Below are 25,022 nucleotides of genomic sequence, written 5' to 3'. Positions count from 1 at the left end.
TCACCCTGTCCACCGTCGTATCGATTCGATAGGATCGTGCCCATGCCATCCGAAGCGCCGTCGGGCGTGCCCTCAGCCACGCCCGGACGCCGCGCTCCGTCGCCTCGATCGGCCCTCAAGTGGGTGATCATGCTCGGTGCGCTGGCGTGCCTGCCCGCCCTCACCGTCGACATGTATCTCCCCGCGCTCCCGCAGGTCGCCGCAGACCTCGGTGGGTCCGACGCGCTCGCCCAGCTCACCGTCTCCTGCATGCTCGTCGGTGGTGCGCTCGGCCAGCTCGTCATCGGCCCGCTGACGGACCGCTTCGGCCGCCGTCTGCCGCTGATGATCGGCATCGGGATGCACGTCCTGGTCTCCCTCGCGTGCGCCGTCGTCGACGACATGTACATGCTCATCGGGCTGCGCCTCGTGCAGGGTTTCTTCAACTCGGCGGCGAGCGTCGCAGCGATGGCCACCGTGCGCGACCGCTTCGTCGGCGCGGAGGCCGCCCGCATCCTCTCGCGCCTCATGCTCGTGATCGGCGTGGCGCCGATGCTCGCGCCGTCCCTCGGCTCGATCGTGCTGGAAGCGTTCGCCTGGCGCTGGATCTTCGTGGTGCTCGCCCTGATCGGTGCCGCGCTCGCGGTCATCGTGTTCTTCGTGATGCCGGAGACCAACCCGGTGGCCCGCCGCACGACCGGCGGGGCGTCCTCGGTGCTCCGCGGCTACCGCACGCTGCTCCGTGACCGGCACTTCATGGCGCTCGCGCTGATCCCCGGCCTCGGCATGGGCGTGGTCATGAGCTACGTGGTGGGCTCCCCGTTCGTGTTCCAGCAGGGCTACGGCCTCACGCACGGGCAGTTCTCGCTCCTGTTCGCCGTCAACGGGCTCGGTCTCGTGCTGTCCGCGCAGGTCAACGCGTCGCTGGTCCGGCGGGTCGCGCCCATCCGGCTGCTGCGTAGCGCCCTCGTGGCGCAGGTGGTGATGTCCGTGCTGCTGGTCGTGGTCGCGGTGACGCAGCTCGGTGGCCTGATCGGCCTGCTGGTCGCGCTGTGGCTCGTGCTCGCGTTCCAGGGCCTCATCCCCGCCAACGCCTCGGCCCTCGCGCTGTCCCGGCACGGCGAGATCGCCGGCACGTCGGCCGCGATGATCGGTGCGGTGCAGTCGCTGCTGGCCGGCCTGGTCTCGCCGATCGTCGGCCTGCTCGGCAGCGACACGGTCGCCATGTCGTCGGTGATGCTCGGCGCCGGCGTGACCGCGTTCGTCGTGCTCGCCTCGGCCACCCCGGCCTACCGCAAGGGCGGCTGGCACACGCCGATCTGAGTGTTCACCCGTGCTTCGGGCTGGATTCACCGGGATGTCGGCTCCGCGGTCTTTGCTCGCACGCATGAGCACACCCATGCGTACCCGCGCCTCGCGCGCGGTGGCCGCCGCGGCAGCAGCAGCGCTGCTGCTCCCCGCGGCCGTCGCCGTCGCAGCGCCCCAGCACGGTCCCGGCCAGGGGCCTGAGCACCACGGCGGCTCCCACCTCGCCGCCACCCTGGCCGGTCGCGCCACGCTGTCGGCCGACTACCTGGCCGACGGTCCGCCGTCGGGCGCCGCGGCGAGCCCCGGCAACGGGCGGCAGGGGCCGTGGGACGGCCAGGTGATCCCCGGCTTCTCCGCGATGATCGACAACCACGACGGGACCTTCTGGGCCCAGCCGGACAACGGCTTCGGGGCCAAGGGCAACTCCGCCGACTTCCTGCTGCGCAACTACCTGGTGCGCCCGCAGTGGGACACCGGCCGCAAGGGCTCCGGCGACATCAAGGTGCTCGACTTCATCGAGTACAACGACCGCGACGACGTGCTCGACTTCGACATCGTCAACGAGGACACCGAGGACCGGCTCCTGACGGGAGCCGACTTCGACATCGAGTCGGTGGTCCGGGCCAAGGACGGCACGCTGTGGGTGGGCGAGGAGTTCGGCCCGTTCCTGCTGCACTTCGACGCCGACGGCACGCTGCTGGAGGCCCCGTACGAGTTCCCCGACGGCAGGTCGCCCGCCAACCCCTACCTGGAGCCGGGCGAGACGCCCAACGTCGGCAGCAGCCGCGGCTTCGAGGCCATGGCGGGCAGCGGCCGGTACCTCTACCCGGTGGTCGAGGGCGCGCTGGCGGACGACGACGACCCCCGTCGCCGCTGGATCTACCAGTTCGACACCCGCAAGGGCGAGTACACGGGCCAGCGCTGGGCGTACCAGACGGACCGCGAGGCCGACGTGATCGGCGATGCCTTCGCCACCGGCCGCGACTCGATGCTGCTCATCGAGCGGGACGACTTCGAGGGCGACCAGTCGGTGATCAAGCGGGTGTACGAGATCGACCTGAGCCGCACGGACCGGGACGGCTACGTCCGCAAGGAGCTCGTCGTGGACGCGCTGCGGATCGAGAACCCCCGCGGCATCGACGCAGGGGAGGGCTACGGTCTCGGCGACACGTTCAGCCTGCCGGTGCAGTCCTTCGAGACCGTCCTGTTCGTCGACCGCGACACGCTGCTGATCGGCAACGACAACAACTACCCTGGCAACGACGCGCGGGTCACCGGCACGCCGGACGACACCGAGATGGCCCTCGTGGACCTGAAGAAGAAGCGCGTCACCGACGACGGCGTCACCGTCGTCGGGCACCGTGGGGCGTCCGGCTACCGGCCGGAGCACACGCTCGCCGCGTACGAGACCGCCATCAACCAGTGCGTCGACTACATCGAGCCGGACGTGGTCTCCACCAAGGACGGCGTGCTGGTCGCCCGCCACGAGAACGAGATCGGCGGCACGACGGACGTCGCCGCCCACCCGGAGTTCGCGGACCGCCGCGCCACCAAGACGATCGACGGCACGCGGATCACAGGCTGGTTCACCGAGGACTTCACGCTCGCCGAGCTCCGCACCCTGCGGGCCAAGGAGCGCCTGCCGCAGGTCCGCCCCCAGAACACGCCGTTCGACGGGCTCTACCAGATCCCGACGCTCGACGAGGTCCTCGACCTGGCCCGCAACAGCCGCACCTGCGACGGGGCGCCCGTCGGCGTCTACCCGGAGACCAAGCACCCCACCTACTTCGACGGCGTGGGCCTGTCCCTGGAGGAGCCGCTGGTCGCCGAGCTGCGGCGGAACGGCTTCGACCACGCGGACGCCCCCGTGATCGTCCAGTCCTTCGAGGTGAGCAACCTGCAGGACCTCGACACGATGACGGACGTGCGACTCGGCCAGCTCGTCAGCAACAGCGGCGCGCCCTACGACTTCGTGGCCGACGGCGACCCGCGCACCTACGCGGACATGGTCACCGCCGAGGGTCTCGCCGACGTCGCTGCCTACGCCGACGGCATCGGCGCCGAGAAGAACGTGCTGATCCCGCGCAACGCCGACGGCACGCTGGCCGCCCCGAGCCCCGTGATCGCCGACGCGCACGACGTCGGCCTCGAGGTGCACACCTGGACGTTCCGGCGGGAGAACCAGTTCCTCGCGGCGGACTTCCGCTCGTCGAACGACCCGAACGGGATCGGCGACATGGTGGGCGAGGTGCAGGTGTTCATGGAGGCGGGCCTGGACGGCTTCTTCACGGACAACCCGGACCTCGGCGTCGCCGCGGTGAGCTGACCAGCGAGTTCTTAAGAGGCCCCGGGCCGGGGTACGTGCCTATGCTCCGCATGTGCCCCGGCACGTCCATACCCAGCGAAGTCATCGCGTCGCGCGAGCCGCGGCGCTCTTCGTCGTCGGCGTGCTCGCCCTCGTGGCCGCCGGTGGCGCCGTCGCCTACCTCGACCTGAAGCAGCAGATCGGGGTGAGCGACGTGTCCGGCCTCGTCCAGGGCCCGACGCCGTCGGCGGACCCGGACGACCCCTTCACCGGCCGCAGCCTCAACATCCTCGTGCTCGGTACCGACCTGCGTGGCGGCGAGAACACCGAGATCGCCGGCGCAGGCGACGGTGGGATGCGCTCCGACACCACGATGCTGGTGCACATCTCGGGGGACCGGTCGCGGATCGAGGTGGTCTCCATCCCGCGCGACTCGCTCGTCGAGATCCCGTCCTGCAAGCTGCCCGACGGCACCGAGTCCGGCGCCACCTCCGGAATGTTCAACAGCGCGTTCACGATCGGCGGCGGCGCACAGGAGGACCTCACCTATGCCGCCGCGTGCACGATCTCGGCGGTGCAGAGCCTCACCGGCGTCCCCGTCACCAACCACATGGTGGTGCAGATGGACGGCGTGGTCGACGTGGTCGACGCGCTCGGCGGGGTGCGCATGTGCCTGCCCGAGCCGCTCGTGCAGGACCCGGCATACGGGCGGTTCGAGCTGCCGGCCGGCGAGCAGACCCTCGACGGCCGCGAGGCCATCAGCTTCCTGCGGGCCCGGCACGGCACCGGCCTGGGTCTCGAGCAGGGCAGCGACCTGACACGCATCGCACGACAGCAGGCGTTCGTGGACGCGCTGGTGCGCCAGGTGCTGGACCAGAACGTCCTGACCAGCTCGCCGCGGCTGTACCGCACCATCCAGGCGGTCCTGCGCGCCATCTCCGCCGACCCCGGCCTCGCCGACCCGGCGGCGCTCGCCGGCCTTGCCTACAGCATCCGGAACATCGACCCGGCCGAGATCGTGTTCACCGAGCTGCCGGTGGCCGCCGCCCCGACCGACGCCAACCGGGTGGTCTGGACCGAGGACGCGGCGGCGATCTGGGAGCGGATGGCGGCCGACGAGCCCCCGCCGGAAGACGAGTCGTCGGCGTCGCCGTCGGGCAGCGGGAGCGGTCAGGGAGCGGGTGAATCGTCGGGAGACTCGCCGGCGCCGGCCGGCGGCGCCGAGGGGGACGTGGAGACTGGCACGGAGGGCGGCACTGCGCCGTCGAGCACCGCCGACGCGTCTCCGTCGCCGTCGCGGCTGCCGGGCGTCTGCGCGGACTGAACCCGAAACGTGGCCTGAATATCGCCTGGGAACGGCTGGACTTAGTTACACGATTGACGCAATGAGGCCCTAGTCTCCGGTGCGTGGCGACTGACTTCTGGACGGCGGTCCGACCTGTCGGCGAGGTACTGCGAGGCGTACCCCGGCACGCGCGATCGGGCGAACGGCAGCCCCGTCACGTCCGCAGCTGGCGCAAGATGTTCTTGTTCCGTGGCATCACGATGGGTGTCGTCGGCGCGATGGCCTTCGGCTCCGCCGCGGCGGCGACGGCGTATCACAACGCCATCTCGCAGATCGAGATCCAGGACCTGGACGGGCTGGTGGCCGAGCAGGTCGAGCCGAAGGACCCGTCGGACCCGTTCAAGGACGAGCCGGTCAACCTGCTGCTGATGGGCACGGACATCCGAGACGGCACGAACGCCGACATCGGCGGGTCGGTCAGCGGCATGCGGTCGGACACGACGATGCTCGTGCACATCTCGGCGGACCGGCAGTGGATCGAGATCGCCTCCATCCCCCGTGACACGTTCGTCGACGTACCGTCCTGCACGCTCCCCGACGGCAGCCAGTCGTCGCCCTACCGCGACAAGTTCAACGCGTCCTTCGAGGTCGGCAGTGGCGGCACGTCGATGAAGCATGCTGCCGCGTGCACCATCAACACGGTCAACGCCATGACCGGCGTGACGGTGACGAACCACGCGGTGGTGAAGATGAACGGGGTGATCGACGTCGTCGACGCCATCAACGGCGTGAAGCTGTGCCTGCCCGAGCCACTGCACGGGGACCCCGCGTCAGCCCGTATCGACCTGCCGGCCGGCGAGAGCCGGCTCGACGGCAAGACCGCCATCCAGTTCCTCCGGGTGCGCAAGGGCACAGGTATGGGGCTCGAGATGGGCAGCGACATCACGCGGATGGAGCGGCAGCAGGCGTTCATCAACGCGACGCTGCGGCAGATCCTGTCCGCCGAGACGCTCGCCGACCCGACCAAGACCTTCCGGCTGATCAACGCGGCGCTCGGCTCGCTGAGCGCTGACCCGGACATCGCCAACCCGGGCAAGGTCGCGGGACTCGCGTGGTCGCTGCGGGAGATCAACCAGCGGAACATCATCATGTCGAAGGTCCCGGTGTACGACACCACAGAGGGCACCGCGAGCGGCCTCGCGTGGCAGCCGGAGGCCACCGAGATCTTCGAGCGCATGGCGACGGACACCCCGCCGGACAGCGTGGTGCTGCCCGATGCGGAGCCGTCGAACGCACCCAGCGGAAGCGGGCAGCCTCAGGAGGGCTCGGCCGACGAGGGCACCGAGGCGAGCGACGAGGGTGCCGGCGCAGAGGGCGAGGGCGACGCGGGTACCGGTGACACCGGCGCGGCGACCGACGAGACCGGGGAGGCCGCGGACGAGGCCGGCACGGCCGACGGCGGCACCGCGGAGGAGCCGGCGAAGCCGAAGCCGAGCCCGAGCCCGGAGGTGCTGCTCGACGGCGTCTGCGCCTGACCGACTCTCAGGCGCCGCCGAGGATCAGTGATGCCGCCACGAGCAGCATGGTCAGCGCGACGACCGAGTCGAGGACCCGCCACGCACCGGGCTTCTCGAGCAGGGGCGCGAGGTAGCGCGCCCCGTAGCCGAGCGCGACGAACCACGTGGTGCTGGCGACGCACGCGCCGAGCCCGAACCACCACCGGTCGTCGCCGTGCGTCGCGGCGAGCCCGCCCACCAGGACGACGGTGTCGAGGTAGACGTGGGGGTTCAGCCAGGTCAGGGTGAGGGTCGTCGCGACGGCGGCGCCCACCGTGCGGTTGGTCATGCTGTGGCGCCCCATGACCACGCGCTGGCCCTTCACGGCGCGGTATCCCGCCATGCCGCCGTAGACCAGCACGACGGCGGCGCCCGCCCACCGCGCGATCTCGACCACGAGCGGCGCGCTCTGGATCAGGGTGCCGAGCCCGCCGACCCCCGCCGAGATGAGCACGAAGTCGCTGACGGCGCAGATGCCGGCCACCAGCCCCACGTGCTCCCGGCGCAGTCCCTGGCGAAGGACGAAGATGTTCTGCGCCCCGACGGCGACGATGAGCGAGAGGCCGAAGGCCATGCCGGCAAGGGCGGAAAGCATGACTGAACGGTAGGAAGTCGGACAGCGGATGTCCGCTTCATGATTCGGAAGTGCGGGAGGACTGAATCAGGGTTAATGATGGGGGTATGTCCATATTTCACGCGGGCAGCAGCCTCCGTGTTGCTTCTTTTCGCAGCGCGGCCGTCACCCGGTCGAGCACGGTGGAGCGGAGCTTCCACTGCTGCAGGTGGAGCGGGATGTCGAGGACGGCATCGGGCTCCAGCAGCGCGATGCCGCCGCCGGTCCCCTCCTCGAGCCCGCCGATCGTGGGGCGGTCCAGCAGCATGCCCCAGCCGAGGCCGAGCCGGATGGTCTCCTCGTACTCGACGGTGCTCGGGACGTGGTGCCTCGGCGGCCTCGCCCGTGGTGCGTGCTCGCGCAGGTACATGTCCTGCAGGTCGTCGGTCCGGTCGAAGACGACGACGGGCGCCGCGCCAAGGGCCGCCGGCGTCGGGCCGTCGGGGAACCAGCGCCGCGCGAAGGCGCGGGTGCAGGCCGGGCGGTACCGCATGATCCCGAGCGGCGTGCTGCGGCACCCCTGCACCTGTGCGGTCTGCGAGGTGACCGCCGCCATCACGACCCCCTCGCGAAGCAGGTCGGCGGTGCGGGTGTCGTCGGCGCGGTGCAGGTCGAAGGTGGCACCGTCGACCTGAGCCAGGGCGGGCAGCACCCACGTGGCCAGCGAGTCCGCGCTGACCGCCAGCGGCACCGTGACGAGGCCGTCCGGCGCCCCGGCGTCGTCCGCCCCGAGCTCCACGGCGACCTCGGCGCCGAGCAGGTCCGTCTGCCGGGCGAGCCGTAGCAGGGCCTGGCCGGGCGCCGTGGCGACCACCGGTCGGGCGCGCCGCACCAGCACGCTGCCCGCCGCGTTCTCCAGCGCGCGGATGCGCTGGCTGACCGCCGACGGGGTCACGTGCAGTGTCCGGGCCGCTGCGTCGAACGAGCCCTCGGTGACCACGGCGGCCAACGCCTCGAGCTGGCGGGAGTCCCATCGCATGAGTCCAGTGTGGCCGATCTTCAGTTCTGCTTACGCAGGGTCAGAAACATGAACTGGTCTTCAGGACACTGCGCTGCCTAGCGTGAGGCCATGCTCGCTCTGCTCGCCGGACTCGGATTCGGCCTCTCGCTCATCGTCGCCATCGGCGCACAGAACGCCTTCGTGCTGCGACAGGGCCTCCGCCGTGAGCACCTGGGGGTCGTCGCGGTGATCTGCGCGGTGTCCGACGCCGTGCTGTACGCGGCGGGCGGCGCGGGATTCGGTCCTCTCGTCGAGCGGTGGCCCGACGCCGTGGTGGTGCTCCGCTGGCTAGGTGCCGCCGTCGTGCTCGGGTACGGGGCGATGTCCGCCGTACGCGCCGTACGGGGCTCCACGGCGCTCGCGGCGGCCGAGGACGGCGCGCTGGGCGACAGCCCGGGCCGCAGGCTCAAGCCCGTGGTGCTCACCACGCTCGCGCTCACCTGGCTCAACCCGCACGTGTACCTCGACACGGTGGTGCTGCAGGGCTCGGTCGCCGCCACGTACGGGGACGCCCGCTGGTGGTTCACCGCCGGCGCGATGATCTCGAGCGTCGCGTGGTTCGCCGCCCTGGCGTACGGCGCGCGACTGCTCGCCCCCGTGCTGCGGCGCCCGAACGCCTGGCGGGTGCTCGACGGTGTGATCGCCCTGATCATGCTCGCCGTGGCGGTCTCGCTGCTCGCGGGGTAGCGACTGGATCAGCCGCGGAGGCCGGCCAGCCGCCCGACGGCCTCGCGCAGCACCTCCTCGCGCTTCACGAACGTGAAGCGCAGATGTCCCGCCAGCGCCGCTGCCGTCGGCGAGCCCGCGCGGCAGAACGCCGACGCGGGGATCGCCACCACGCCGGCCAGCTCGGGCAGCCGTCGGGAGAGCTCCACGCCGTCGCGCAGGCCGAGCCGGCCGAGCAGGGCGGAGCTGTCGGCCATCACGAAGTAGGTGCCGGCCGGGCGGGTGACCGTGAAGCCCGCTGCCTCCAGGCCCTCGCACAGGAGGTCCCGGCGACCGGTGAGGGATGCGGCCAGGGCGCGCGGGGTGTCGTCGTCGGCCAGGGCCTGCGCGATGGCGGGCTGGAACGGCGCCCCCGAGGTGTAGGTGAGGAACTGCTTGACGGCCCGCACCGCAGTGACCAGCTCGGCGGGCCCGTGCAACCAGCCCACCTTCCAGCCGGTGAACGAGAACGTCTTGCCCGACGACGAGATGGTCAGCGTCCGCTCGGCCATACCCGGGAGCGTGGCGATCGGGATGTGCTCGGCGCCGAACGTGAGGCGCTCGTAGACCTCGTCGGTGACGACTATCGCGTCGCGCTCCTTGGCGACGGCGGCGACGGCAGCGAGCTCGTCCCGGGTGAGCACGGCCCCGGTCGGGTTGTGCGGGGAGTTGAGCAGGATCATCCGCAGGCGGGGTGAGGCGGCCGCCCGGAGCGCGTCGACGTCGAGCCGGAACCCGTCAGGGCCGGGCAGCAGCGGCGCCGTGACGTGCGTAGCCCCGGACATGCCGATCGCGGCCGCGTGGGAGTCGTAGTACGGCTCCAGCGTGAGCACCTCGTCGCCCGCCCTGGTCAGTGCCAGGACGGAGGCGGTCAACGCCTCGGTGGCGCCGGTGGTCACGAGCACCTCGGTGTCCGGGTCGACGTCCAGTCCGTAGTGCCGCTTCTGGTGGTCCGCGATCGCCAAGCGCAGCTCCGGCACGCCGTCGCCCGGCGCGTACTGGTTGCGTCCCTCCTCGATGGCCCGGATCGCGGCCTGCTTGATGTACTCAGGGCCGTCGACGTCGGGAAACCCCTGGCCGAGGTTGATCGCACCCGTGCGAGCGGCGAAGGCCGACATCTCGGCGAAGATCGTGACGGCGACACCGCCGTCGTCGGCGAGGAGGCCCGCCGCGCTCGCGGTGTCCTGCCAGCGGTCCCGGCCGCGGCCGGGTGAATGGAGGGAGCTCATGGGGACGACGATATCCATCGCGCGTCCACCGGGAGTTCATCTCAGGCATCCCGGACAACCCTCTTTACCTGCGCGTTTGTGGACAACCCTGTGGATGTGGTGGATAACTCCGGCCCTTGGGGAAAGTTATCCACAGGGCGCTCTGCGAAGGTGAACATTTGGCCATAGCGTTGTCGGCCATGGGCGAAGAGGGGGCGCGCATCCTCGAGCGCGAGGTGCGCGAGCTGGTGCGGCGCAGGGGTTTGGACCCGATCGGTGACCGGGCGGGATTGTCGAGCCTGGTCACCGACGCGGTGGGCGACTACGCGACGCGGGCGAGCGTCGGCGTGGTGCCGCCGCTCGCGGATCCGGCCGCCGCGGTCCGGGCGGTGACGGACGCCGTCGGCGGCTTCGGCCCGCTGCAGCCCTACCTCGACGACCCGGACATCGAGGAGGTCTGGCTCAACGCTCCGACCCATGTGTACGTCGCGCGGCGGGGTGTACCGGAGCTGACCAGCACGGTCCTGACCGCCGAGCAGGTCCGCGACCTGGTGGAGCGGATGCTCAAGACCTCCGGGCGGCGGCTCGACCTGTCCAGCCCGTTCGTCGACGCCCGCCTGCCCGGAGGGGAACGGCTGCACGTCGTCATCCCTGACATCACGCGGAATCACTTTGCGGTGAACATCCGCAAGCACGTGGTGCGAGCGCACTCGCTCGCGGACATGGTGCGGCTCGGCTCGCTGACCGCCCAGGCCGCTACGTTCCTCGACGCGGCGGTGCGGGCGGGGCTGAACGTGCTGGTGTCCGGCCAGACCCAGGCGGGCAAGACGACGATGCTGAACGCCCTGGCGGGGTCGATCCCCGGGTCGGAGCGGGTCATCTCGGCCGAGGAGGTCTGGGAGCTGCGTCTCCCGGTCCGCGACCACGTGGCGCTCCAGACCCGCCCGCCGAGCCTCGAGGGCACCGGGGAGGTACCGCTGCGCCGCCTGGTCAAGGAGGCACTGCGGATGCGTCCGGACCGGATAGTGATCGGCGAGGTCCGCGAAGCAGAGGCGTTCGACCTGCTCATCGCGCTGAACAGCGGAATCCCCGGCATGTGCACGCTGCACGCCAACACGGCGCGCGAGGCGGTGGCAAAGATGACCACGCTTCCGCTGCTGGCAGGTGAGAACGTGTCCGACCGGTTCGTGGTCCCCACCGTCGCCTCGGCGGTGGACCTCGTGGTGCACCTCGGCCTGAGCCGCACCGCCGACGGGGTCGTGCGGCGCCAGGTGCGCGAGATCGTGGCGGTGACCGGCCGCGTCGAGGAGGGCCGCATCGAGACGGCCGGGATCTTCGACCGGGACGCCGACGGCGACCTGCGGCGCGGCGACGGGATGCCGCCCGGCGAGGACCGGTTCGAGCGAGCAGGGTTCGACGTGCGGGCGCTGCTCGCGGACCCACGGGCCGTCCCGGTCGGAACCCGTCCGGCTCCCGTCGGCCCCTGGGCGGGTGCTGGCCCCCGCGCGGGCGCCGGCCCCTGGACGGCTCGCTGATGGGCGTGGTGGTAGGCCTGCTCCTGGGCGTCGGCGCGTTCTGCGTCTGGTGGTCGTTCTGGACCCCGACGCCGCGGACGGCGGGACGGGTGACCTGGCAGATGCGCACCAGCGACCTGCTGACCCAGGCCGGCGCGCCCTCCGTCACGCCGGGGATGCTCGTCGGAGCCTGTGCAGCACTCGGCGTGGTGACCCTGCTGCTCGGCCTCGCGCTGACCCGTTCGCCGGCCATCGCGGCGTGCTTCGCCGTGCTGGCCGCGCCGGGGCCCGTCGTGCTGGTGCGCGCCCGGGCACGGCGCCGCCGTCGCGCGCTGCGGGACGTGTGGCCCGAGGTGGTGGACCACCTCGCCTCCGGCGTGCGAGCCGGGCTGTCCCTGCCGGAGGCTGTCGCGCAGCTCGGGTATCGCGGCCCGGCGGAGCTGCGCGAGCCGTTCAGCCGGTTCGCGCAGGACTACCGGGCCGGCGGCCGGTTCGGGGACGCGCTCGACGCGCTCAAGGAACGGCTCGCCGACCCGGTGGCCGACCGCATCGTGGAGGCCCTGCGCCTCACCCGCGAGGTCGGCGGGCAGGACCTCGGCCGCTTGCTGCGCACCCTCAGCGGGTTTCTGCGGGAGGACGCCGCCACGCGCGGCGAGCTGGAGGCACGCCAGAGCTGGACGGTGAACGGCGCCCGCGTCGCGGTGGCCGGACCGTGGGTGGTGCTCGCCCTGCTCTCGACGCGTCCGGAGACGGCCAACGCCTACGACTCGCCCACCGGCATCGCTGTGCTGGTCACCGGTGGGCTCTGCGCACTGGTCGCCTACCGGGTGATGCTGCGGATCGGCAGGCTGCCCGCCGAGCGAAGGGTTCTGCGGTGACGGGATGGGCGGCAGGGGCCCTCGCCGGCCTCGGCGTCGCGCTCGGGCTGCTCATCGTGCTGGCCCGGCTGCGGGCGCGTGCCGTCACCCTCGACGAGCGGCTCGCGCCGTACCTGCGTCCGCGCTCGGCCACCTCGACCCTGCTGCGGGAGGTCAGCCGCACCTCGGCGGTGGTCCGCCTGCTCGGCCTGCACGACGTCGGCGCGCGCCTCGAGCGGTTCGGCTCACCGCGTGAGGAGCTGCGGCGCAGGCTCGACCGCGCTGGGTCCGCCGAGTCGGCGGACCATTTCCGGGCCCGGCAGGTCGTGTGGACGGTCGCGGGCCTGGCCGCGGGGCTCGGCCTCGCGCTGCTGCTCGCGGCGACGCGCGGAGCGGCGGTGATCCCGCTGGTGATGCTGGTCGTCGTCGCGGGCGGATGCGGATACGTGGCATGCGACCAGGCCCTCACCGCCCGAGTCCGGCGGCGCGAGGAGCGCCTGCTGGCAGAGCTGCCGACCATCGCAGAGCTGCTGGCCCTGGCCGTCGCAGCGGGGGAGAGCCCGCCGGCGGCGCTCGAACGGGTGGCCTCGACGGCACGCGGTGAGCTGGCCGGCGAGATCAGGCGGATGGTCGCAGAGGTTCGGGCGGGCGCGCCCGTGACCGCGGCCCTCACAGCGCTCGCGGACCGGTCGGGCCTGCCACCCCTGTCGCGCTTCGCCGAGGGCGTCGTGGTGGCGCTCGAACGCGGCACGCCGCTGGCCGAAGTACTCCGTGCGCAGGCCGACGACGTCCGTGAGGCCGGCCGCCGGTCCCTCCTGGAGGCGGGCGGTCGCAAGGAGATCCTGATGATGGTCCCGGTCGTGTTCCTGGTGCTTCCGGTCACCGTCGTCTTCGCTGTTTTCCCCAGCCTGGCCACCCTTCGGATCGGGCTCTGACATGACTCTGCGAACGGGTCTGCCGACGAAAGGAAGCGCCATGCGCGACGACCACGAGCCCAGGTGTGCGGACGACGGCGACCGGGGCGACGTACCCGGCTGGGTCCTGGTGACCCTCATGACCGCAGGACTTGTGGTCGCCCTCTGGGCCGTCGCAGGGCCGCTGCTGGAGAACGCGTTCCGGCAGGCGATCAGCAGCGTCACGGGCCAGGGGTGACCTCCGGCGGGCCGGAGCGCGGCTCCGCGGCTGCCGAGTTCCTCCTGGTGTCCGTGCTGGTCCTGGCACTGCTGCTCGGTGTGGTCCAGGTGGCGCTCGCGGTCCACGTACGTTCGCTCGCCACCGACGCGGCGGCCGAGGGTGCGCGCGTGGCGGCCCGCGTGGACCGGGGGCCGGCCGACGGCGTCGCGCGCACCCGTGCGCTCCTGGCCGACGCCCTGACCGCGGACTACGCCCGTGACGTGACCGCGGGCCGCACCACGCTCGACGGTGCCGCCGTGACGGAGGTGACGGTGCGTGCGCCGCTGCCCGTGGTCGGGCTGCTCGGTCCCGGCGGGACCTTGACCGTCCGGGGCCACGCGCTGGAGGAGGCGCCGTGACACCGGACGGTCCGGCACCCGGACAGCCCCCGCCGGGACACCAGCCGGGCCGGCCCACGCCGGGGGAGCGCGAGCGCGGCTCCGCGATGGTGGAGTTCCTCGGCGTCGCCCTGATCCTGCTGATCCCCCTGGTCTACCTCGTGGTGACGCTGGGCCGGGTCCAGGCGGGTGCGTTCGCGGCAGAGGGCGCGGCTCGGGAGGCCGTCCGTGCGATGGTCACCGCCGAGTCGTCGTCGGCCGGTGCGGTCCGCGCGGAGACCGCAGTCGGGATCGCCCTGTCCGACCAGGGCTTCGCACGTGCCGACGGCTCCCTGTCCCTGGAGTGCTCCGCCTCACCGTGCCTCACGCCGGGTGCCGCGGTGGGCGCCGTCGTGCGGGTCGAGGTACCTCTGCCCCTGCTGCCGGACGTCGCGCGCGGCTGGGCGCCGTGGACCGTCCCGGTCGAGGCGGCACGCACGGGGACCGTCGACCGGTACGCGCAGGAACGGTCGTGAGGCGGCCTCATGGTCGTGAGGGCGCCCGGTCGTGAGGCGTCCAGGAGAGACCCGCAGCCTGCCGACGCCGGACCCGGGCGCGTGGCGGCGGCCCGCACCTTCCGCGGGGAAGGTACGGACCGCCGCCGTGGTGCCTGGCCGGTCAGCCCGTCAGGGGACCGAGCAGGTTGCCGTCGGGAGGCTGGTGCTGCCGTTCTTGTAGAGCGTGATGCCGAAGGAGTTGCCGGACCCGTTCGGTGTCGCCGTCAGGGTGCCGGTGGTGCCCGAGACCGTGGCGTTCCACGAGTTCTGCAGGCTCTGTGCGCCCTGCAGCCCGATCGAGACCCGCCACGACGAGCTGCCGGAGACGGCGAGCGAGACGTTGAACCGGTCGGACCACTCGTTCGCCCTGCTGACGGTGACCGTGCAGCCGTCGCCGGGGCCGGGGCCGGGGCCGGGGCCGGGGTCCGTCGAGCCGCCGCCGTTGAGTGCGTTGAGCGTGGACGTGTAGGCGGCCTTCTTGTTGCCGTTGCCGTCGAAGAGGAGCGGGGTGCCGCTGGCCCGCCACGAGTCGGTGTCGCGGACGCCCCAGACACTGATGCCGGTGCAGCGGGAGACGGCGAGGCAGGCCTCGACGACCCTGCGGTAGTTGTCGGCCTGCGCGCTGCCGGAACCCTCGATGTCGAGCTCGGTGATCTGGACGTCGACGCCCAGCGCCGCGAAGCTCGACAGCGTGGTCTGGTAGTTGCTCGGCACGGGGCTCTGCGAGTTGAAGTGGGACTGGAGCCCCACGCAGTCGATCGGCACGCCCCGGGCCTTGAAGTCGCGGACCAGGTTGTACACGGCCTGCGTCTTGGCGTGCGTCCAGTCGTCCGTGTTGTAGTCGTTGTAGCAGAGCTTGGCGTTGGGGTCGGCTGCCCGGGCGGCGCGGAACGCCGCCTCGATCCAGTCGTTGCCGGTGCGCTGGAGGTTCGAGTCGCGGCGCGCGCCGGAGGAGCCGTCCTGGAACGCCTCGTTCACCACGTCCCAGGAGTGGATCTGGCCGCGATAGTGGGTGGCGACCTGGGTGACGTGGTTGAGCATCGCGGACCGCAGCGCCGAGCCGCTCATGTTCTGCATCCAGCCAGGCTGCTGGGAGTGCCACGCCAGGGTGTGCCCACGTACCTGCTTGCCGTTGCTGCGTGCCCAGCTCACGATGCGGTCGCCGTTGGTGAAGTTGAACTGGTTCTGGTTCGGCTCTGTCGCGTCGAGCTTCATCTCGTTCTCCGCGGTGATCATGTTGAACTCGCGGTTCGCGATGGTCGTGTAGGCCGACTCGGAGAGCTTGTTCGCGGCGATCGCGGTGCCGAAGTACCGACCGGACTCCGCGGCGGCGGCCTGCAGGGTGCTGCCTGCGGCCTGCGCCGAGGTGGCCGCAACGCCTGCGGTGAGCACCACGGCGGTGAGCGTGGCGAGCGAGATGGCTCGCAGCCTGCGCCGGGGGCGCGGTGGGGTGAGCGTTCGGGTCATCGTTGATCCCTTCGTGTGGGACGTGCCGTCCTTGGCCCGTCGAACGTGGAAAAGGATTTCTATACGGCAGACCGCCTGTCAAGAGGTTCTGCTAAACGTTTTCAAAGGTTGAAACGTTTAGGTTTGTCCGGACATTGTCCAGTGGGCGTTCAGCTGGCCGAGCGCGAGGTCACTGCCCGACACATACTGTGGACATGAGGCGCCCAGGCAGGCCAAGAACACGCAACGACGCACTGGCCTATGGTGAACACTCGCGCACGTTCCCTCCGACGTGCCGCAGGGAGCCGGAGAACGACGAGAGCGGCCGGATCATGCTGCTGACCTCGGCCTTCGTCGCCTTCGCGCTGATGCTGATCGCGGTGGTCGCGTCGGCGAGCGCTGTTCACCTCGACCGCAAGGCGCTCTACGACGTCGCGGACCTCGCAGCGGCCGACGCCGCGAGTGCGATGTCTCCCGACGCCTTCTACGCGGGGGCCGGCGTGCCCGCCGACGGCGCCCCGCTCACGCTGTCCGACGCCGACGTGCACGCCGCCGTCGAGCAGTACCTCGTCGAGCACCCGCCGGGGATCCCCGTGGCGGTAGCCGAGGCGTCGTCGCCGGACGGCCGGTCGGCCCGGGTCACGCTGGCGGGCGTGTCGCAGCCGCCGCTGCTGCGCTGGTTCACCGACGCGTTCGGCGGCGGTGTCAGGGTCTCGGTGTCGTCAACGGCACGGGCGTGGTGAGCCAGCGCCTGGAGCCGTCGTTGCTCGACTGCAGAGTTGGCTGCTGTCGCATCTGCCCACTGCAGACTTGGTCGCGGTTCTGAGGGCTCCAACCGCGACGAAGTCTGCGGTCGGCGAGCGAGATGTCGACGAAGTCTGCAGTCGGTCCGAGGTCCGAGGTCCGAGGTCCGAGGGCTGGGGCTGGAGGCCTGGGCCGACCGGCCTGCCGATGACCGGCCTGCCGATGACCGACCACCCGACCGACCACCCACCGGACCCAACCAGCTAGATTGTGGATATGAGCGAGCAGGAGCCTCCCCAGGAAAGCGGAGACGAGCAGGGCGGCACGCGGCTCGAGCCGCACCAGGTCTTCGACCTCGCCCGGCAGGGCGCCGACGTGCTGCTGGACCTCGTCGACGCAGGCCTGCCGGTCGACCTGGCCGACGAGTCCGACAACACGCTCCTGATGCTCGCCGCCTACCACGGGCACGCGGAGCTCACGGAGGGCCTCGCCGAGCGGGGCGCCGACGTGAACCGGCTGAACGGCAAGAACCAGGCACCGCTTGCCGGGGCGGTCTTCAAGAACGAGTCGGACGTGATCCGGGTGCTCATCGAGCACGGCGCGGACGTCGACGCGGGTACCCCGAGCGCCCGCGAGACGGCGCAGATGTTCGGCCGTGAGCTGCCGGAGCCCGGGGCGCCCTGAGCAGTCGCTGGGCAACCGCTGAGCCGACGGCGCATTTTCCGGCGTCGGACACCACGATGCGCGGGTAGCCTTGAACACCGTGGCATCCAACGACTTTCCCGCAGAGATCAAGGCGCTCCGCGCCACCCTCGAGTCCATCGAGGCCGTGAGCGACCCCACCGCGCTCCAGGCGAAGATCGCCGAGCTGTCGGAGCAGGCGTCGGCGCCGAACCTGTGGGACGACCCCGAGGAAGGGCAGCGGGTGTCCTCCGCGCTGTCGGCGGCGCAGGCAGAGCTCAGCCGGGTGGAGAAGCTCGCCGCCCGCATCGACGACGTCGAGACGCTCGTCGAGCTGGGTCTGGAGATGGACGACGCCGACTCGATCACCGAGGCCGAGGAGGAGGTCGTGAAGATCCGCAAGGATCTCGCGGCGCTCGAGGTCCGCACGCTGCTGAACGGTGAGTACGACTCCCGTGAGGCCGTCGTGACCATCCGTGCGGGTGCAGGCGGCGTCGACGCCGCCGACTTCGCGGAGATGCTGATGCGCATGTACCTGCGCTGGGCCGAGCGCCACGGCTACCCCACCAAGGTCGGCGACACCTCCTACGCGGAAGAGGCGGGCCTCAAGTCCGCGACCTTCGAGGTCAACGTGCCGTACGCCTTCGGGAACCTGTCCGTCGAGGCAGGCACCCACCGCCTGGTGCGCATCTCGCCGTTCGACAACCAGGGCCGCAGGCAGACGTCGTTCGCGGCGGTCGAGGTGATCCCGCTCATCGAGCAGACCGACCACATCGACATCCCGGACTCCGAGCTCAAGATCGACGTGTACCGCTCGTCGGGCCCGGGCGGGCAGTCCGTGAACACCACCGACTCCGCGGTGCGCATGACGCACATCCCCACCGGCGTCGTCGTCGCGATGCAGAACGAGAAGTCGCAGATCCAGAACCGCGCTGCCGCCTACCGGGTGCTGCAGTCGCGCCTGCTGCTCCTGCGCAAGGCGGAGGAGGCGGCCACGCGGAAGGAGATGGCCGGCGACATCAAGGCCAGCTGGGGCGACCAGATGCGCTCCTACGTGCTGCAGCCGTACCAGATGGTCAAGGACCTGCGCACCGAGCACGAGTCGGGCAACCCGCAGGCGGTGTTCGACGGCGCGATCGACGACTTCATCGAGGCCGGCATCCGCTGGCGCCGGGGTACCTCGCCGAGCTGACTCGCTCGCAGGGCCGCATAGCTCTGGCTGAAATGCCATGTGCGACCTGGTTTGCCCGATATTTTGCGTCCTCGATGGGCAACCGGGTGGGTGCCGTCGGCGTGTCTCCCCGACACGCCACCACTTCACCCCCCTAGTCTCGGGCTCGTGATCAGGTTCGAGAACGTGTCGAAGGTCTACGCGCGCGGCGCACGACCTGCCCTCGACCAGGTCTCCGTGGACGTCGAGCGTGGCGAGTTCGTGTTCCTCGTGGGGGCCTCGGGCTCAGGCAAGTCGACGTTTCTGTCGCTGGTGCTGCGCGAGCAGCGGCCCACGCGCGGCCGCGTCTACGTGGCGGGCAGGGACGTCGCGAACCTCTCCGGGTGGCGCGTGCCGACGCTGCGCCGTCAGCTCGGGGTCGTGTTCCAGGACTTCCGCCTGCTGCAGAACAAGACGGTCCACGAGAACGTGGCGTTCGCCCTGCAGGTGATCGGCAAGCCGCGCCACGTCATCCGGGACACCGTGCCAGAGGTGCTGGACATGGTGGGCCTCGCAGGCAAGGGCAAACGGATGCCGACGGAGCTGTCGGGCGGTGAGCAGCAGCGGGCCGCGATCGCCCGCGCCATCGTGAACCGGCCGCAGATCCTGCTGGCCGACGAGCCGACCGGCAACCTCGACCCCACCACCTCGCTGGGCATCATGCGCCTGCTCGACCGCATCAACCGGACGGGCACCACCGTCGTCATGGCGACGCACGACGACGAGATCGTCAACGAGATGCGGCGCCGCGTGGTGGAGCTGTCCGACGGCGTCGTGGTTCGTGACGAGGCCCGCGGCGGCTACGGCGAGCGCGAGTCGATCCTGCCCGACGTCGGCGCCTCGCCGGTGCTCGACGCCCCGGGCAGCGGCACCCGCGCGCCGGTCCAGACGGTGCGGGGAGGCTGACCGTGCGCTTCCAGTTCGTGCTGGGCGAGGTCCTCTCCGGCCTGCGCAGGAACACGACGATGGTCGTGGCCGTGGTGCTCGTGACCTTCGTGTCGCTGACGTTCGTCGGGGCCGCCGCGCTCCTCCAGGCCCAGATCGGCAAGCTCAAGGACGACTGGTACGACCTCGTCGAGGTATCCGTGTTCCTCTGCCCGCAGGGCTCGGTGTCGCCGACGTGCGCCACCGGCGAGGCGACGGACGCCCAGGTGGACGCCGTGCGCCAGGTCATCGACACCGAGCTGTCCGACGAGGTCAGCCGCGTCTACTACGAGTCGAAGGAGCAGGCGTTCGAGGCGTTCAGCGAGCGCTACCCGGACGGCTACCAGGGCACGCAGCTGACGGCTGACGACATGCAGGCCTCGCTGCGCCTCAAGCTGTCCGACGCCGAGCAGTTCGCCGTCGTCAGCGACGTGCTCTCCGGGCGTGACGGCGTGGAGATCGTGGAGGACCAGCGCGCCGTCTTCGAGCCGCTGTTCCGCACGCTCAACGTCGCCACCCTGCTCGCGGCCGGGCTGGCCGGCGTGATGCTCCTTGCCGCGGTGCTCCTGATCACCACCACCATCCGGCTCAGTGCCGTCTCGCGGCGCAAGGAGACCGAGATCATGCGCCTGGTGGGCGCGTCCAACCTGTTCATCCAGCTCCCGTTCCTCCTGGAGGGGGCGTTGGCCGCCGTGCTGGGCTCGTTGCTCGCCGGGGGTGGGCTCTGGCTGGCGGTGCGGTTCATGGTCAGCGACTGGCTCGAACGGTCGGTCGACTGGGTGGCCTACGTCTCGGAGGTCGACGTGCTCCGCGTCGCGCCGCTGCTGGTGATCATGGCTGTCGCCCTGGCCGCGCTCTCGTCGTTCTTCACCCTGAACCGGTACACGAGGATCTGATGTTCACTCCCCGAAACCTGCCCTCGAGGGTCCGCGGCCGCGGGCCGGTCGCCGCCGCGCTCGCGCTCGTCCTCCTGCTGGGCGGCGCGACGGCCGTCCACGCGGACGACCTCGACGACCGCCGCGCCGCCGCAGAGCGGGAGCAGCAGGCCAAGGAGGACGAACGCGAGGGCCTCGAGGCCGAGCTGGAGCACACCGACACCCAGCTGGCCGACGCCGTGCTGGAGCTGAACCAGGTCGAGGGGCGGCTGCCCGTCGCCGAGGCAGAGCTGGCCGTCGCGGAGGCCGAGCTGGAGCGAGCGGAGCGGGAGGCCGCGATCCTCGCGCAGCGCCTGGCCGACGCCGAGCTCGAGGAGGCGAAGGTCAGCCAGCAGCTCCAGGACGGCTCGGGCAAGGTCGACGGGGCGCGTGACGACATCGCGCAGATGGCGCGCGAGGAGTTTCGCGGTTCCGGTGACAACTCCACGATCGGGCTCGTGACCGGAGCGCAGAGCACCGAGGAGTTCATCGACGGCTACTCGGTGTCGTCGTCGGCCGCGCGGATCCGGGCGCGGACGCTCGCCGAGCTGCAGGACGCCGAGGCGACCGCCCGTAACCTGGAGGCGCGGCTGTCCGCCATCCGCGAGATCGTCACCGAGCTCAAGCGCCTGGCTGACGAGAACGTGCAGTCGAAGGAGCAGGCCAAGCAGGCGGCGGTGGACCGCAAGGCGGAGATCGAGCGCCTCATCGCGGAGCAGGAACGGCTCAAGAACCGCATCGAGCGCCGCAAGCACGTAGCGGTGGCGAACATGCGGGACAACGAGCAGGAGCTCAGCTCCATCGAGTCCGATCTCAAGGAGATCATCCGCAAGCAGGAGGCGCGGGACGAGCGGCTGGCCCAGGAGCAGGCAGAGCGCGAGGCCCGGGAGGCGCAGGAGAACGCATCTCGCGGCGGGTCAGCGGGGGGCGGGTCGTCGGACGGCGGCTCGTCCGGCGGGGGTTCGTCCGGCGGGGGTTCGTCCGGCGGTGGCGGCAGCGTCGGGACCGTGTCGTTCCTCGGCTACCCGACGGCGAGCCCCGTCGTCACCTCCTCGTACGGCATGCGGTTCCACCCGGTGCTGCAGTACAACCGGCTGCACGCGGGCACCGACTTCCGGGCGTACTGCGGCACGCCGATCCTGGCCCCCGCCGACGGCACCGTGCAGTACGCGCGCTACCTCGACGGCCTGGGCAACCAGGTGCTGATCAATCACGGCTACTCGTCCGGCGGCAGCAGCGTGATGACGAGCTCGAACCACCTCACGTCGTTCGCCGTCTCGGCCGGCCAGCAGGTCTCACGCGGACAGGTGATCGGCTACTCCGGGACCACCGGCACGTCCACGGCCTGCCACCTGCACTTCGAGGTGTACATCAACGGCTCGACCGTCGACCCGATGACCTGGCTGTAAAAGCCTGGTCCACCCAGGCCGGGTGCGTAAACTGGGACGTCGCGCTGCCCGCACGGGGCAGGTCGCACCAGCAGATCCCGGAGGGAGACCATGGCCAAGAAGGACGATCCGCGCAAGATCGTGGCGAACAACAAGAAGGCCCGTCATGACTACGTGATCGAGGACGTCTTCGAGGCCGGGCTCGTGCTCTCGGGTACCGAGGTCAAGGCGCTGCGGATGGGGCGTGCCTCGCTCACGGACGGCTACGCCAACATCGACCGTGGCGAGGCGTGGCTCGAGAACGTGCACATCCCCGCGTACTTCCAGGGCACGTGGAACAACCACGCGCCTCGGCGTCGGCGCAAGCTGCTGCTGCACCGCGAGGAGATCCTCCGGCTGGAGTCGAAGTCACGGGAGAAGGGGCACACCCTGATCCCGCTGTCGCTGTACTTCCTGGACGGCCGGGCCAAGGTCGAGATCGCCTTGGCCCGCGGTAAGAAGGAGTACGACAAGCGCCAGACCCTGCGCGAGCAGCAGGACATGCGTGAGGCACAGCGGGCGATGCGGCAGAAGGAGCTCCGCTGACCCGTCGCGGCTGACGGCGCCCGTTCGCTGTAACGGAAATAACGTTCCCGTCTGCGCTGTTGTCGCCTAGGATGGAGATGTTCCGCACGGGCGCAGCCCGGGCGGGGCGGTTGACAACAACATAGGGGCTGATCGGTTTCGACGGTGGTCGTGCTTCGAGGAGAAGCGGGCCGAGGATGCAGACTTATCTCGTAAACGATGTCTGCAAACACATAGTTGCCGATAACTCGCGCAACGAGTTCGCCCTCGCCGCCTGAGCGAGCCCGAACTCCGTCGGCCTGGGAAATGCTTCCGTCCCAGTAGCCGGCGTCATCTAGGAAGCCACTGCTCGTAGCTCTCGTCATCGGGGCTGCGGGAACATTTAGGTGACTGGGCCTGTCCGCGAACGTGTCTGCGCGAGTGCGGGGGCCGAGAAAATCCATAGCAGACTGCGCCCGGAGAAGTACTCGAAAAGCGTCACCGGACCCGGGTTCGATTCCCGGCAGCTCCACAGCCCTGTGTAGAAGGCCTCGCCGATCTCGGCGGGGCCTTCGTTGTGCCCGGGCCTGTCCGGCTGCTTGCCCGGCTGCTTGTCAGCCTGCCGTGGGCAGGCCTATTGGGCCTCGGACTCCGATGTGTCCGGGTCGACCGATCCCGCATTGCCCGGATCGAGCCGGGGGTCCTCGGGCAGCGTGGGCCATTCGGACGGCGCAGCGGCCGCCTCGGGGAGGTGGAAGGTCTCGCCGTCCCAGGTGCCCTCCACCGTGTACTTGCCCCAGGTGGTGTCCTGGGCCGAGTCGCCCTCGATCGCGTCCCAGTCCCATCCGGCGACCTCGGGACCGCCGCACTGGGGCGAGAGTGGTGCGGCGACGCCGCCCAGGGAGCAGCAGGCCTGCCAGGCCCGTGCCGAGGAGCCGGCGTGGTGCTCGTAGCGGGTTCATGCCTGGCATACGTCGTCAGGGCGAGGGTCCTTGCGGGCCCCTTGAACCCGGCTGCGGAGGACTCGATGGCATCGCCCGGTCCGGTCCGGCCGGTGGCGGGCGTTCTTCAGGGACTGGTTGTTCTGCTGTCGGCGTAGGGCCCGCGTTCGACGAGCAGTGCGAACGCGTGTGCCATAGGTTGATAGCATGACATCAGCCGGAGGTGCACCTGGAGCGGGCGACCAGCCCTGCGGTTCGGTGCTGCCCCCTGCTGGCGGTGCGGTGTGGCGCGCGGCGGACGTTCGGGCGCTGCGCGAGCGCTTGGCCGGGATGATCCTGCCAGCGGGTACTGACACGGACGGCCCGGCGGCGAAGCAGGTGCAGGCGGAGTGGGTGGACCTGCTTGGTGAGCTGGAGGCGGTGAAGAACACCGTGGCCGCGGCGCAGGGCCGGTTGGCGGTGGCGCTGGAGGAGGCGACTCGGGCCGATGAGGCCGTGCAGGGGATCCGGGTCGAGCGGCGGGGTCGTGGGGTGTCGAACCAGGTTGGTGCGGCGATGCAGGTCAGCCCGCACGCGGGCGCTACGTTCCTTGGCACGGCCCGGGCGTGGGTGACGCAGATGCCGTACACCTTCGACGCCTTGCGCACGGGTGTGCTCTCGTCGTGGCGGGCGACGCTGATGGTGCGGGAGACGTCGCACCTCACGCCGGAGCACCGGGCCCGGATCGATGAGGAGATCTGCGGGCCTGCGGGTCTGGCGGAGCTGGCCCGGCTGGGGACCAAGCGGTTGGTCGCCAGGGTCAAGGCGCTCGCTGCGCAGCTGGACGTGCATGCGTGTGTGAAGCGGAACGTGAAGGCTGTGGCGGAGCGGCGGGTCTCGGTGCGTCCGGCTCCGGATCTGATGGTCTACCTGACCGCGCTGGTCCCGATGCAGCAGGGGGTGCAGGCCTATGCGCAGCTCAAGGCGCACGCCGATGCCACCAAGGCTGCCGGTGACGAGCGGGGTGTCGGGCAGATCATGGCTGACACCCTGATCGAGCGGGTCACGGGCCGTGAGCCGGGTAAGGCGGAGGAGGTGCCGGTGACGATCAACCTGCTGGTCTCCGACCAGACGCTGCTGGCCGGTGGTGACGAGCCCGGTGTGGTGCCGGAGGGTATGTCTGCGGGGGCCGGCACGGTCCCGGCCCTGGTGGCTCGGAATCTTGCGGCGCACGGGATCGATGCCGACACGGCGTGGCTCCGCGCGATCTATGTCGACCCGCGTGGCCGGCTGCTGGCCACAACCTCGACGTCCCGGTTCCACCCGCCCGGTCTGGCCGTGTTGCTGCGCGCGAGGGAGCAGGGCGTCTGCGGCACGTCGTGGTGCGACGCCTCGGTGCGGCATATCGACCACATCACGCCGTTCGTCGAGGGTGGGCGGACCAGCCTGGAGAACGGGCAGGGCCTGTGCGCCCGGTGCAACCATGCGAAGCAGGCACCCGGGTGGGGGCAGAAGGCCACCACGGTCGACGGCAGGCACGCGGTCGAGACGGTCACACCGACGGGACACATCGCTGTCTCGGTCGTGCCCCGGCCACCGGAGCCCGTGAGACGTCAGGACGCGGGCTCTGCCGGTCAACCGAACCGGGCAGGCCAGCCGAACCGTGCAGGTCAACCGGTACCGGGGTGGACCCCGGCCGTCGGCATGGGGAACCCAGGCAACGGACGCGTCCCACGCTCCCGGTACAGCATCAGGTGCACGGCACCGCGCCGTCGTGACGTGATCGCCTACCGCCCGCCCGTGCGGCGCGGGCCAGCCGGGCGCCGGTCCTCGCGACGGTCCCGCCCCGATCTCGCCTGGGCACATACACCCTGA

Annotated in this window: 23 protein-coding genes and 1 other RNA gene; 20 read left to right on the top strand and 4 right to left on the bottom strand. The window is 71.1% G+C overall.

Annotated features, from left to right (window positions below):
- Positions 1 to 42 precede the first annotated feature (42 nt).
- The 4 genes from ACFS27_RS24675 to ACFS27_RS24660 all read left to right on the top strand — a co-directional run bounded on the left by ACFS27_RS24675 (position 43) and on the right by ACFS27_RS24660 (position 6,412).
- Positions 43 to 1,302 (top strand): multidrug effflux MFS transporter, encoded by a 1,260-nt coding sequence (locus tag ACFS27_RS24675; RefSeq protein WP_377188936.1) that lies wholly within the window; start codon positions 43 to 45, stop codon positions 1,300 to 1,302.
- A gap of 64 nt (positions 1,303 to 1,366) precedes the next feature.
- Entirely contained in the window at positions 1,367 to 3,613 is a 2,247-nt protein-coding gene (locus tag ACFS27_RS24670; RefSeq protein WP_377188934.1) for an esterase-like activity of phytase family protein, read from the top strand.
- 52 nt (positions 3,614 to 3,665) lie between these two features.
- Entirely contained in the window at positions 3,666 to 4,916 is a 1,251-nt protein-coding gene (locus tag ACFS27_RS24665) for an LCP family protein (RefSeq protein WP_377188931.1), read from the top strand.
- 83 nt (positions 4,917 to 4,999) lie between these two features.
- Entirely contained in the window at positions 5,000 to 6,412 is a 1,413-nt protein-coding gene (locus ACFS27_RS24660; RefSeq protein ID WP_377188929.1) for an LCP family protein, read from the top strand.
- A 7-nt stretch (positions 6,413 to 6,419) separates the two neighbouring features.
- Here ACFS27_RS24660 and ACFS27_RS24655 read toward each other — a convergent pair whose 3' ends face one another.
- Together ACFS27_RS24655 and ACFS27_RS24650 are read right to left on the bottom strand one after the other, a co-directional pair.
- Positions 6,420 to 7,028 carry a LysE/ArgO family amino acid transporter gene (locus ACFS27_RS24655; protein ID WP_377188926.1) on the bottom strand — a complete coding sequence of 203 codons (609 nt, stop codon included), beginning with the start codon at positions 7,026 to 7,028 and terminating at the stop codon, positions 6,420 to 6,422.
- Positions 7,029 to 7,125: 97 nt separating this feature from the next.
- The gene (locus ACFS27_RS24650) at positions 7,126 to 8,025 is read right to left on the bottom strand and encodes a LysR family transcriptional regulator ArgP (RefSeq protein ID WP_377188923.1); all 900 of its coding nucleotides are present in this window, start codon (positions 8,023 to 8,025) and stop codon (positions 7,126 to 7,128) included.
- 90 nt (positions 8,026 to 8,115) lie between these two features.
- On the opposite strand from ACFS27_RS24650, the gene ACFS27_RS24645 reads away from it, so the two are divergent.
- A complete protein-coding gene (locus ACFS27_RS24645) occupies positions 8,116 to 8,733 on the top strand; it encodes a LysE/ArgO family amino acid transporter (RefSeq protein WP_377188920.1) in 618 nt (205 codons plus the stop codon).
- Between the two features lie 8 nt (positions 8,734 to 8,741).
- Here the strand turns inward: ACFS27_RS24645 and ACFS27_RS24640 are convergent, their stop codons facing one another.
- Positions 8,742 to 9,980, bottom strand: coding sequence for an aminotransferase class I/II-fold pyridoxal phosphate-dependent enzyme (locus ACFS27_RS24640; RefSeq protein WP_377188917.1), 1,239 nt, complete (start codon positions 9,978 to 9,980; stop codon positions 8,742 to 8,744).
- Between the two features lie 179 nt (positions 9,981 to 10,159).
- Here ACFS27_RS24640 and ACFS27_RS24635 point away from each other — a divergent pair, with 179 nt between their 5' ends.
- The 6 genes from ACFS27_RS24635 to ACFS27_RS24610 are packed head-to-tail and all read left to right on the top strand — an operon-like array spanning position 10,160 to position 14,356.
- Positions 10,160 to 11,494 (top strand): CpaF family protein, encoded by a 1,335-nt coding sequence (locus ACFS27_RS24635; protein WP_377188915.1) that lies wholly within the window; start codon positions 10,160 to 10,162, stop codon positions 11,492 to 11,494.
- Positions 11,494 to 12,351, top strand: coding sequence for a type II secretion system F family protein (locus tag ACFS27_RS24630; protein WP_377188912.1), 858 nt, complete (start codon positions 11,494 to 11,496; stop codon positions 12,349 to 12,351). The genes ACFS27_RS24635 and ACFS27_RS24630 overlap by 1 nt, the downstream gene beginning before the upstream one ends.
- Entirely contained in the window at positions 12,348 to 13,265 is a 918-nt protein-coding gene (locus tag ACFS27_RS24625) for a type II secretion system F family protein (RefSeq protein WP_377188909.1), read from the top strand. Before ACFS27_RS24630 ends, ACFS27_RS24625 begins: the two co-directional genes overlap by 4 nt.
- A gap of 40 nt (positions 13,266 to 13,305) precedes the next feature.
- Positions 13,306 to 13,482 carry a hypothetical protein gene (locus ACFS27_RS24620; protein ID WP_377188908.1) on the top strand — a complete coding sequence of 59 codons (177 nt, stop codon included), beginning with the start codon at positions 13,306 to 13,308 and terminating at the stop codon, positions 13,480 to 13,482.
- Positions 13,479 to 13,862, top strand: a complete 384-nt coding sequence (locus ACFS27_RS24615; RefSeq protein WP_377188906.1) for a TadE/TadG family type IV pilus assembly protein — start codon at positions 13,479 to 13,481, stop codon at positions 13,860 to 13,862. Before ACFS27_RS24620 ends, ACFS27_RS24615 begins: the two co-directional genes overlap by 4 nt.
- Complete coding sequence (locus tag ACFS27_RS24610; protein ID WP_377188903.1) at positions 13,859 to 14,356, top strand: pilus assembly protein; 498 nt, start codon at positions 13,859 to 13,861, stop codon at positions 14,354 to 14,356. Before ACFS27_RS24615 ends, ACFS27_RS24610 begins: the two co-directional genes overlap by 4 nt.
- Positions 14,357 to 14,506: 150 nt before the next feature.
- Here ACFS27_RS24610 and ACFS27_RS24605 read toward each other — a convergent pair whose 3' ends face one another.
- Positions 14,507 to 15,844 (bottom strand): endo-1,4-beta-xylanase, encoded by a 1,338-nt coding sequence (locus tag ACFS27_RS24605; RefSeq protein ID WP_377188900.1) that lies wholly within the window; start codon positions 15,842 to 15,844, stop codon positions 14,507 to 14,509.
- A 194-nt stretch (positions 15,845 to 16,038) separates the two neighbouring features.
- Here ACFS27_RS24605 and ACFS27_RS24600 point away from each other — a divergent pair, with 194 nt between their 5' ends.
- The 9 genes from ACFS27_RS24600 to ACFS27_RS24560 all read left to right on the top strand — a co-directional run bounded on the left by ACFS27_RS24600 (position 16,039) and on the right by ACFS27_RS24560 (position 25,022).
- Complete coding sequence (locus ACFS27_RS24600; protein ID WP_377188897.1) at positions 16,039 to 16,566, top strand: hypothetical protein; 528 nt, start codon at positions 16,039 to 16,041, stop codon at positions 16,564 to 16,566.
- A gap of 271 nt (positions 16,567 to 16,837) precedes the next feature.
- The gene (locus ACFS27_RS24595; RefSeq protein WP_377188894.1) at positions 16,838 to 17,251 is read left to right on the top strand and encodes an ankyrin repeat domain-containing protein; all 414 of its coding nucleotides are present in this window, start codon (positions 16,838 to 16,840) and stop codon (positions 17,249 to 17,251) included.
- Positions 17,252 to 17,330: 79 nt separating this feature from the next.
- Positions 17,331 to 18,440 (top strand): peptide chain release factor 2, encoded by a 1,110-nt coding sequence (prfB, locus tag ACFS27_RS24590; protein ID WP_377188891.1) that lies wholly within the window; start codon positions 17,331 to 17,333, stop codon positions 18,438 to 18,440.
- 147 nt (positions 18,441 to 18,587) lie between these two features.
- Positions 18,588 to 19,364, top strand: a complete 777-nt coding sequence (gene ftsE / locus ACFS27_RS24585; protein ID WP_377188889.1) for a cell division ATP-binding protein FtsE — start codon at positions 18,588 to 18,590, stop codon at positions 19,362 to 19,364.
- 2 nt (positions 19,365 to 19,366) lie between these two features.
- Positions 19,367 to 20,278, top strand: a complete 912-nt coding sequence (ftsX, locus tag ACFS27_RS24580) for a permease-like cell division protein FtsX (RefSeq protein WP_377188886.1) — start codon at positions 19,367 to 19,369, stop codon at positions 20,276 to 20,278.
- Positions 20,278 to 21,705: a peptidoglycan DD-metalloendopeptidase family protein gene (locus ACFS27_RS24575; protein ID WP_377188883.1), complete on the top strand. Its 1,428-nt coding sequence runs from the start codon at positions 20,278 to 20,280 to the stop codon at positions 21,703 to 21,705. Before ftsX ends, ACFS27_RS24575 begins: the two co-directional genes overlap by 1 nt.
- Positions 21,706 to 21,795: 90 nt before the next feature.
- Entirely contained in the window at positions 21,796 to 22,269 is a 474-nt protein-coding gene (smpB, locus tag ACFS27_RS24570) for an SsrA-binding protein SmpB (RefSeq protein ID WP_377188880.1), read from the top strand.
- A gap of 124 nt (positions 22,270 to 22,393) precedes the next feature.
- Positions 22,394 to 22,762: a transfer-messenger RNA gene (gene ssrA, locus ACFS27_RS24565) on the top strand.
- A gap of 736 nt (positions 22,763 to 23,498) precedes the next feature.
- A complete protein-coding gene (locus ACFS27_RS24560; RefSeq protein WP_377191168.1) occupies positions 23,499 to 25,022 on the top strand; it encodes an HNH endonuclease in 1,524 nt (507 codons plus the stop codon).

The organism is Promicromonospora vindobonensis (assembly GCF_042685865.1).
GTDB classification, from domain to species: domain Bacteria; phylum Actinomycetota; class Actinomycetes; order Actinomycetales; family Cellulomonadaceae; genus Promicromonospora; species Promicromonospora vindobonensis.
This window is presented reverse-complemented; position numbering and strand designations above follow the sequence as displayed.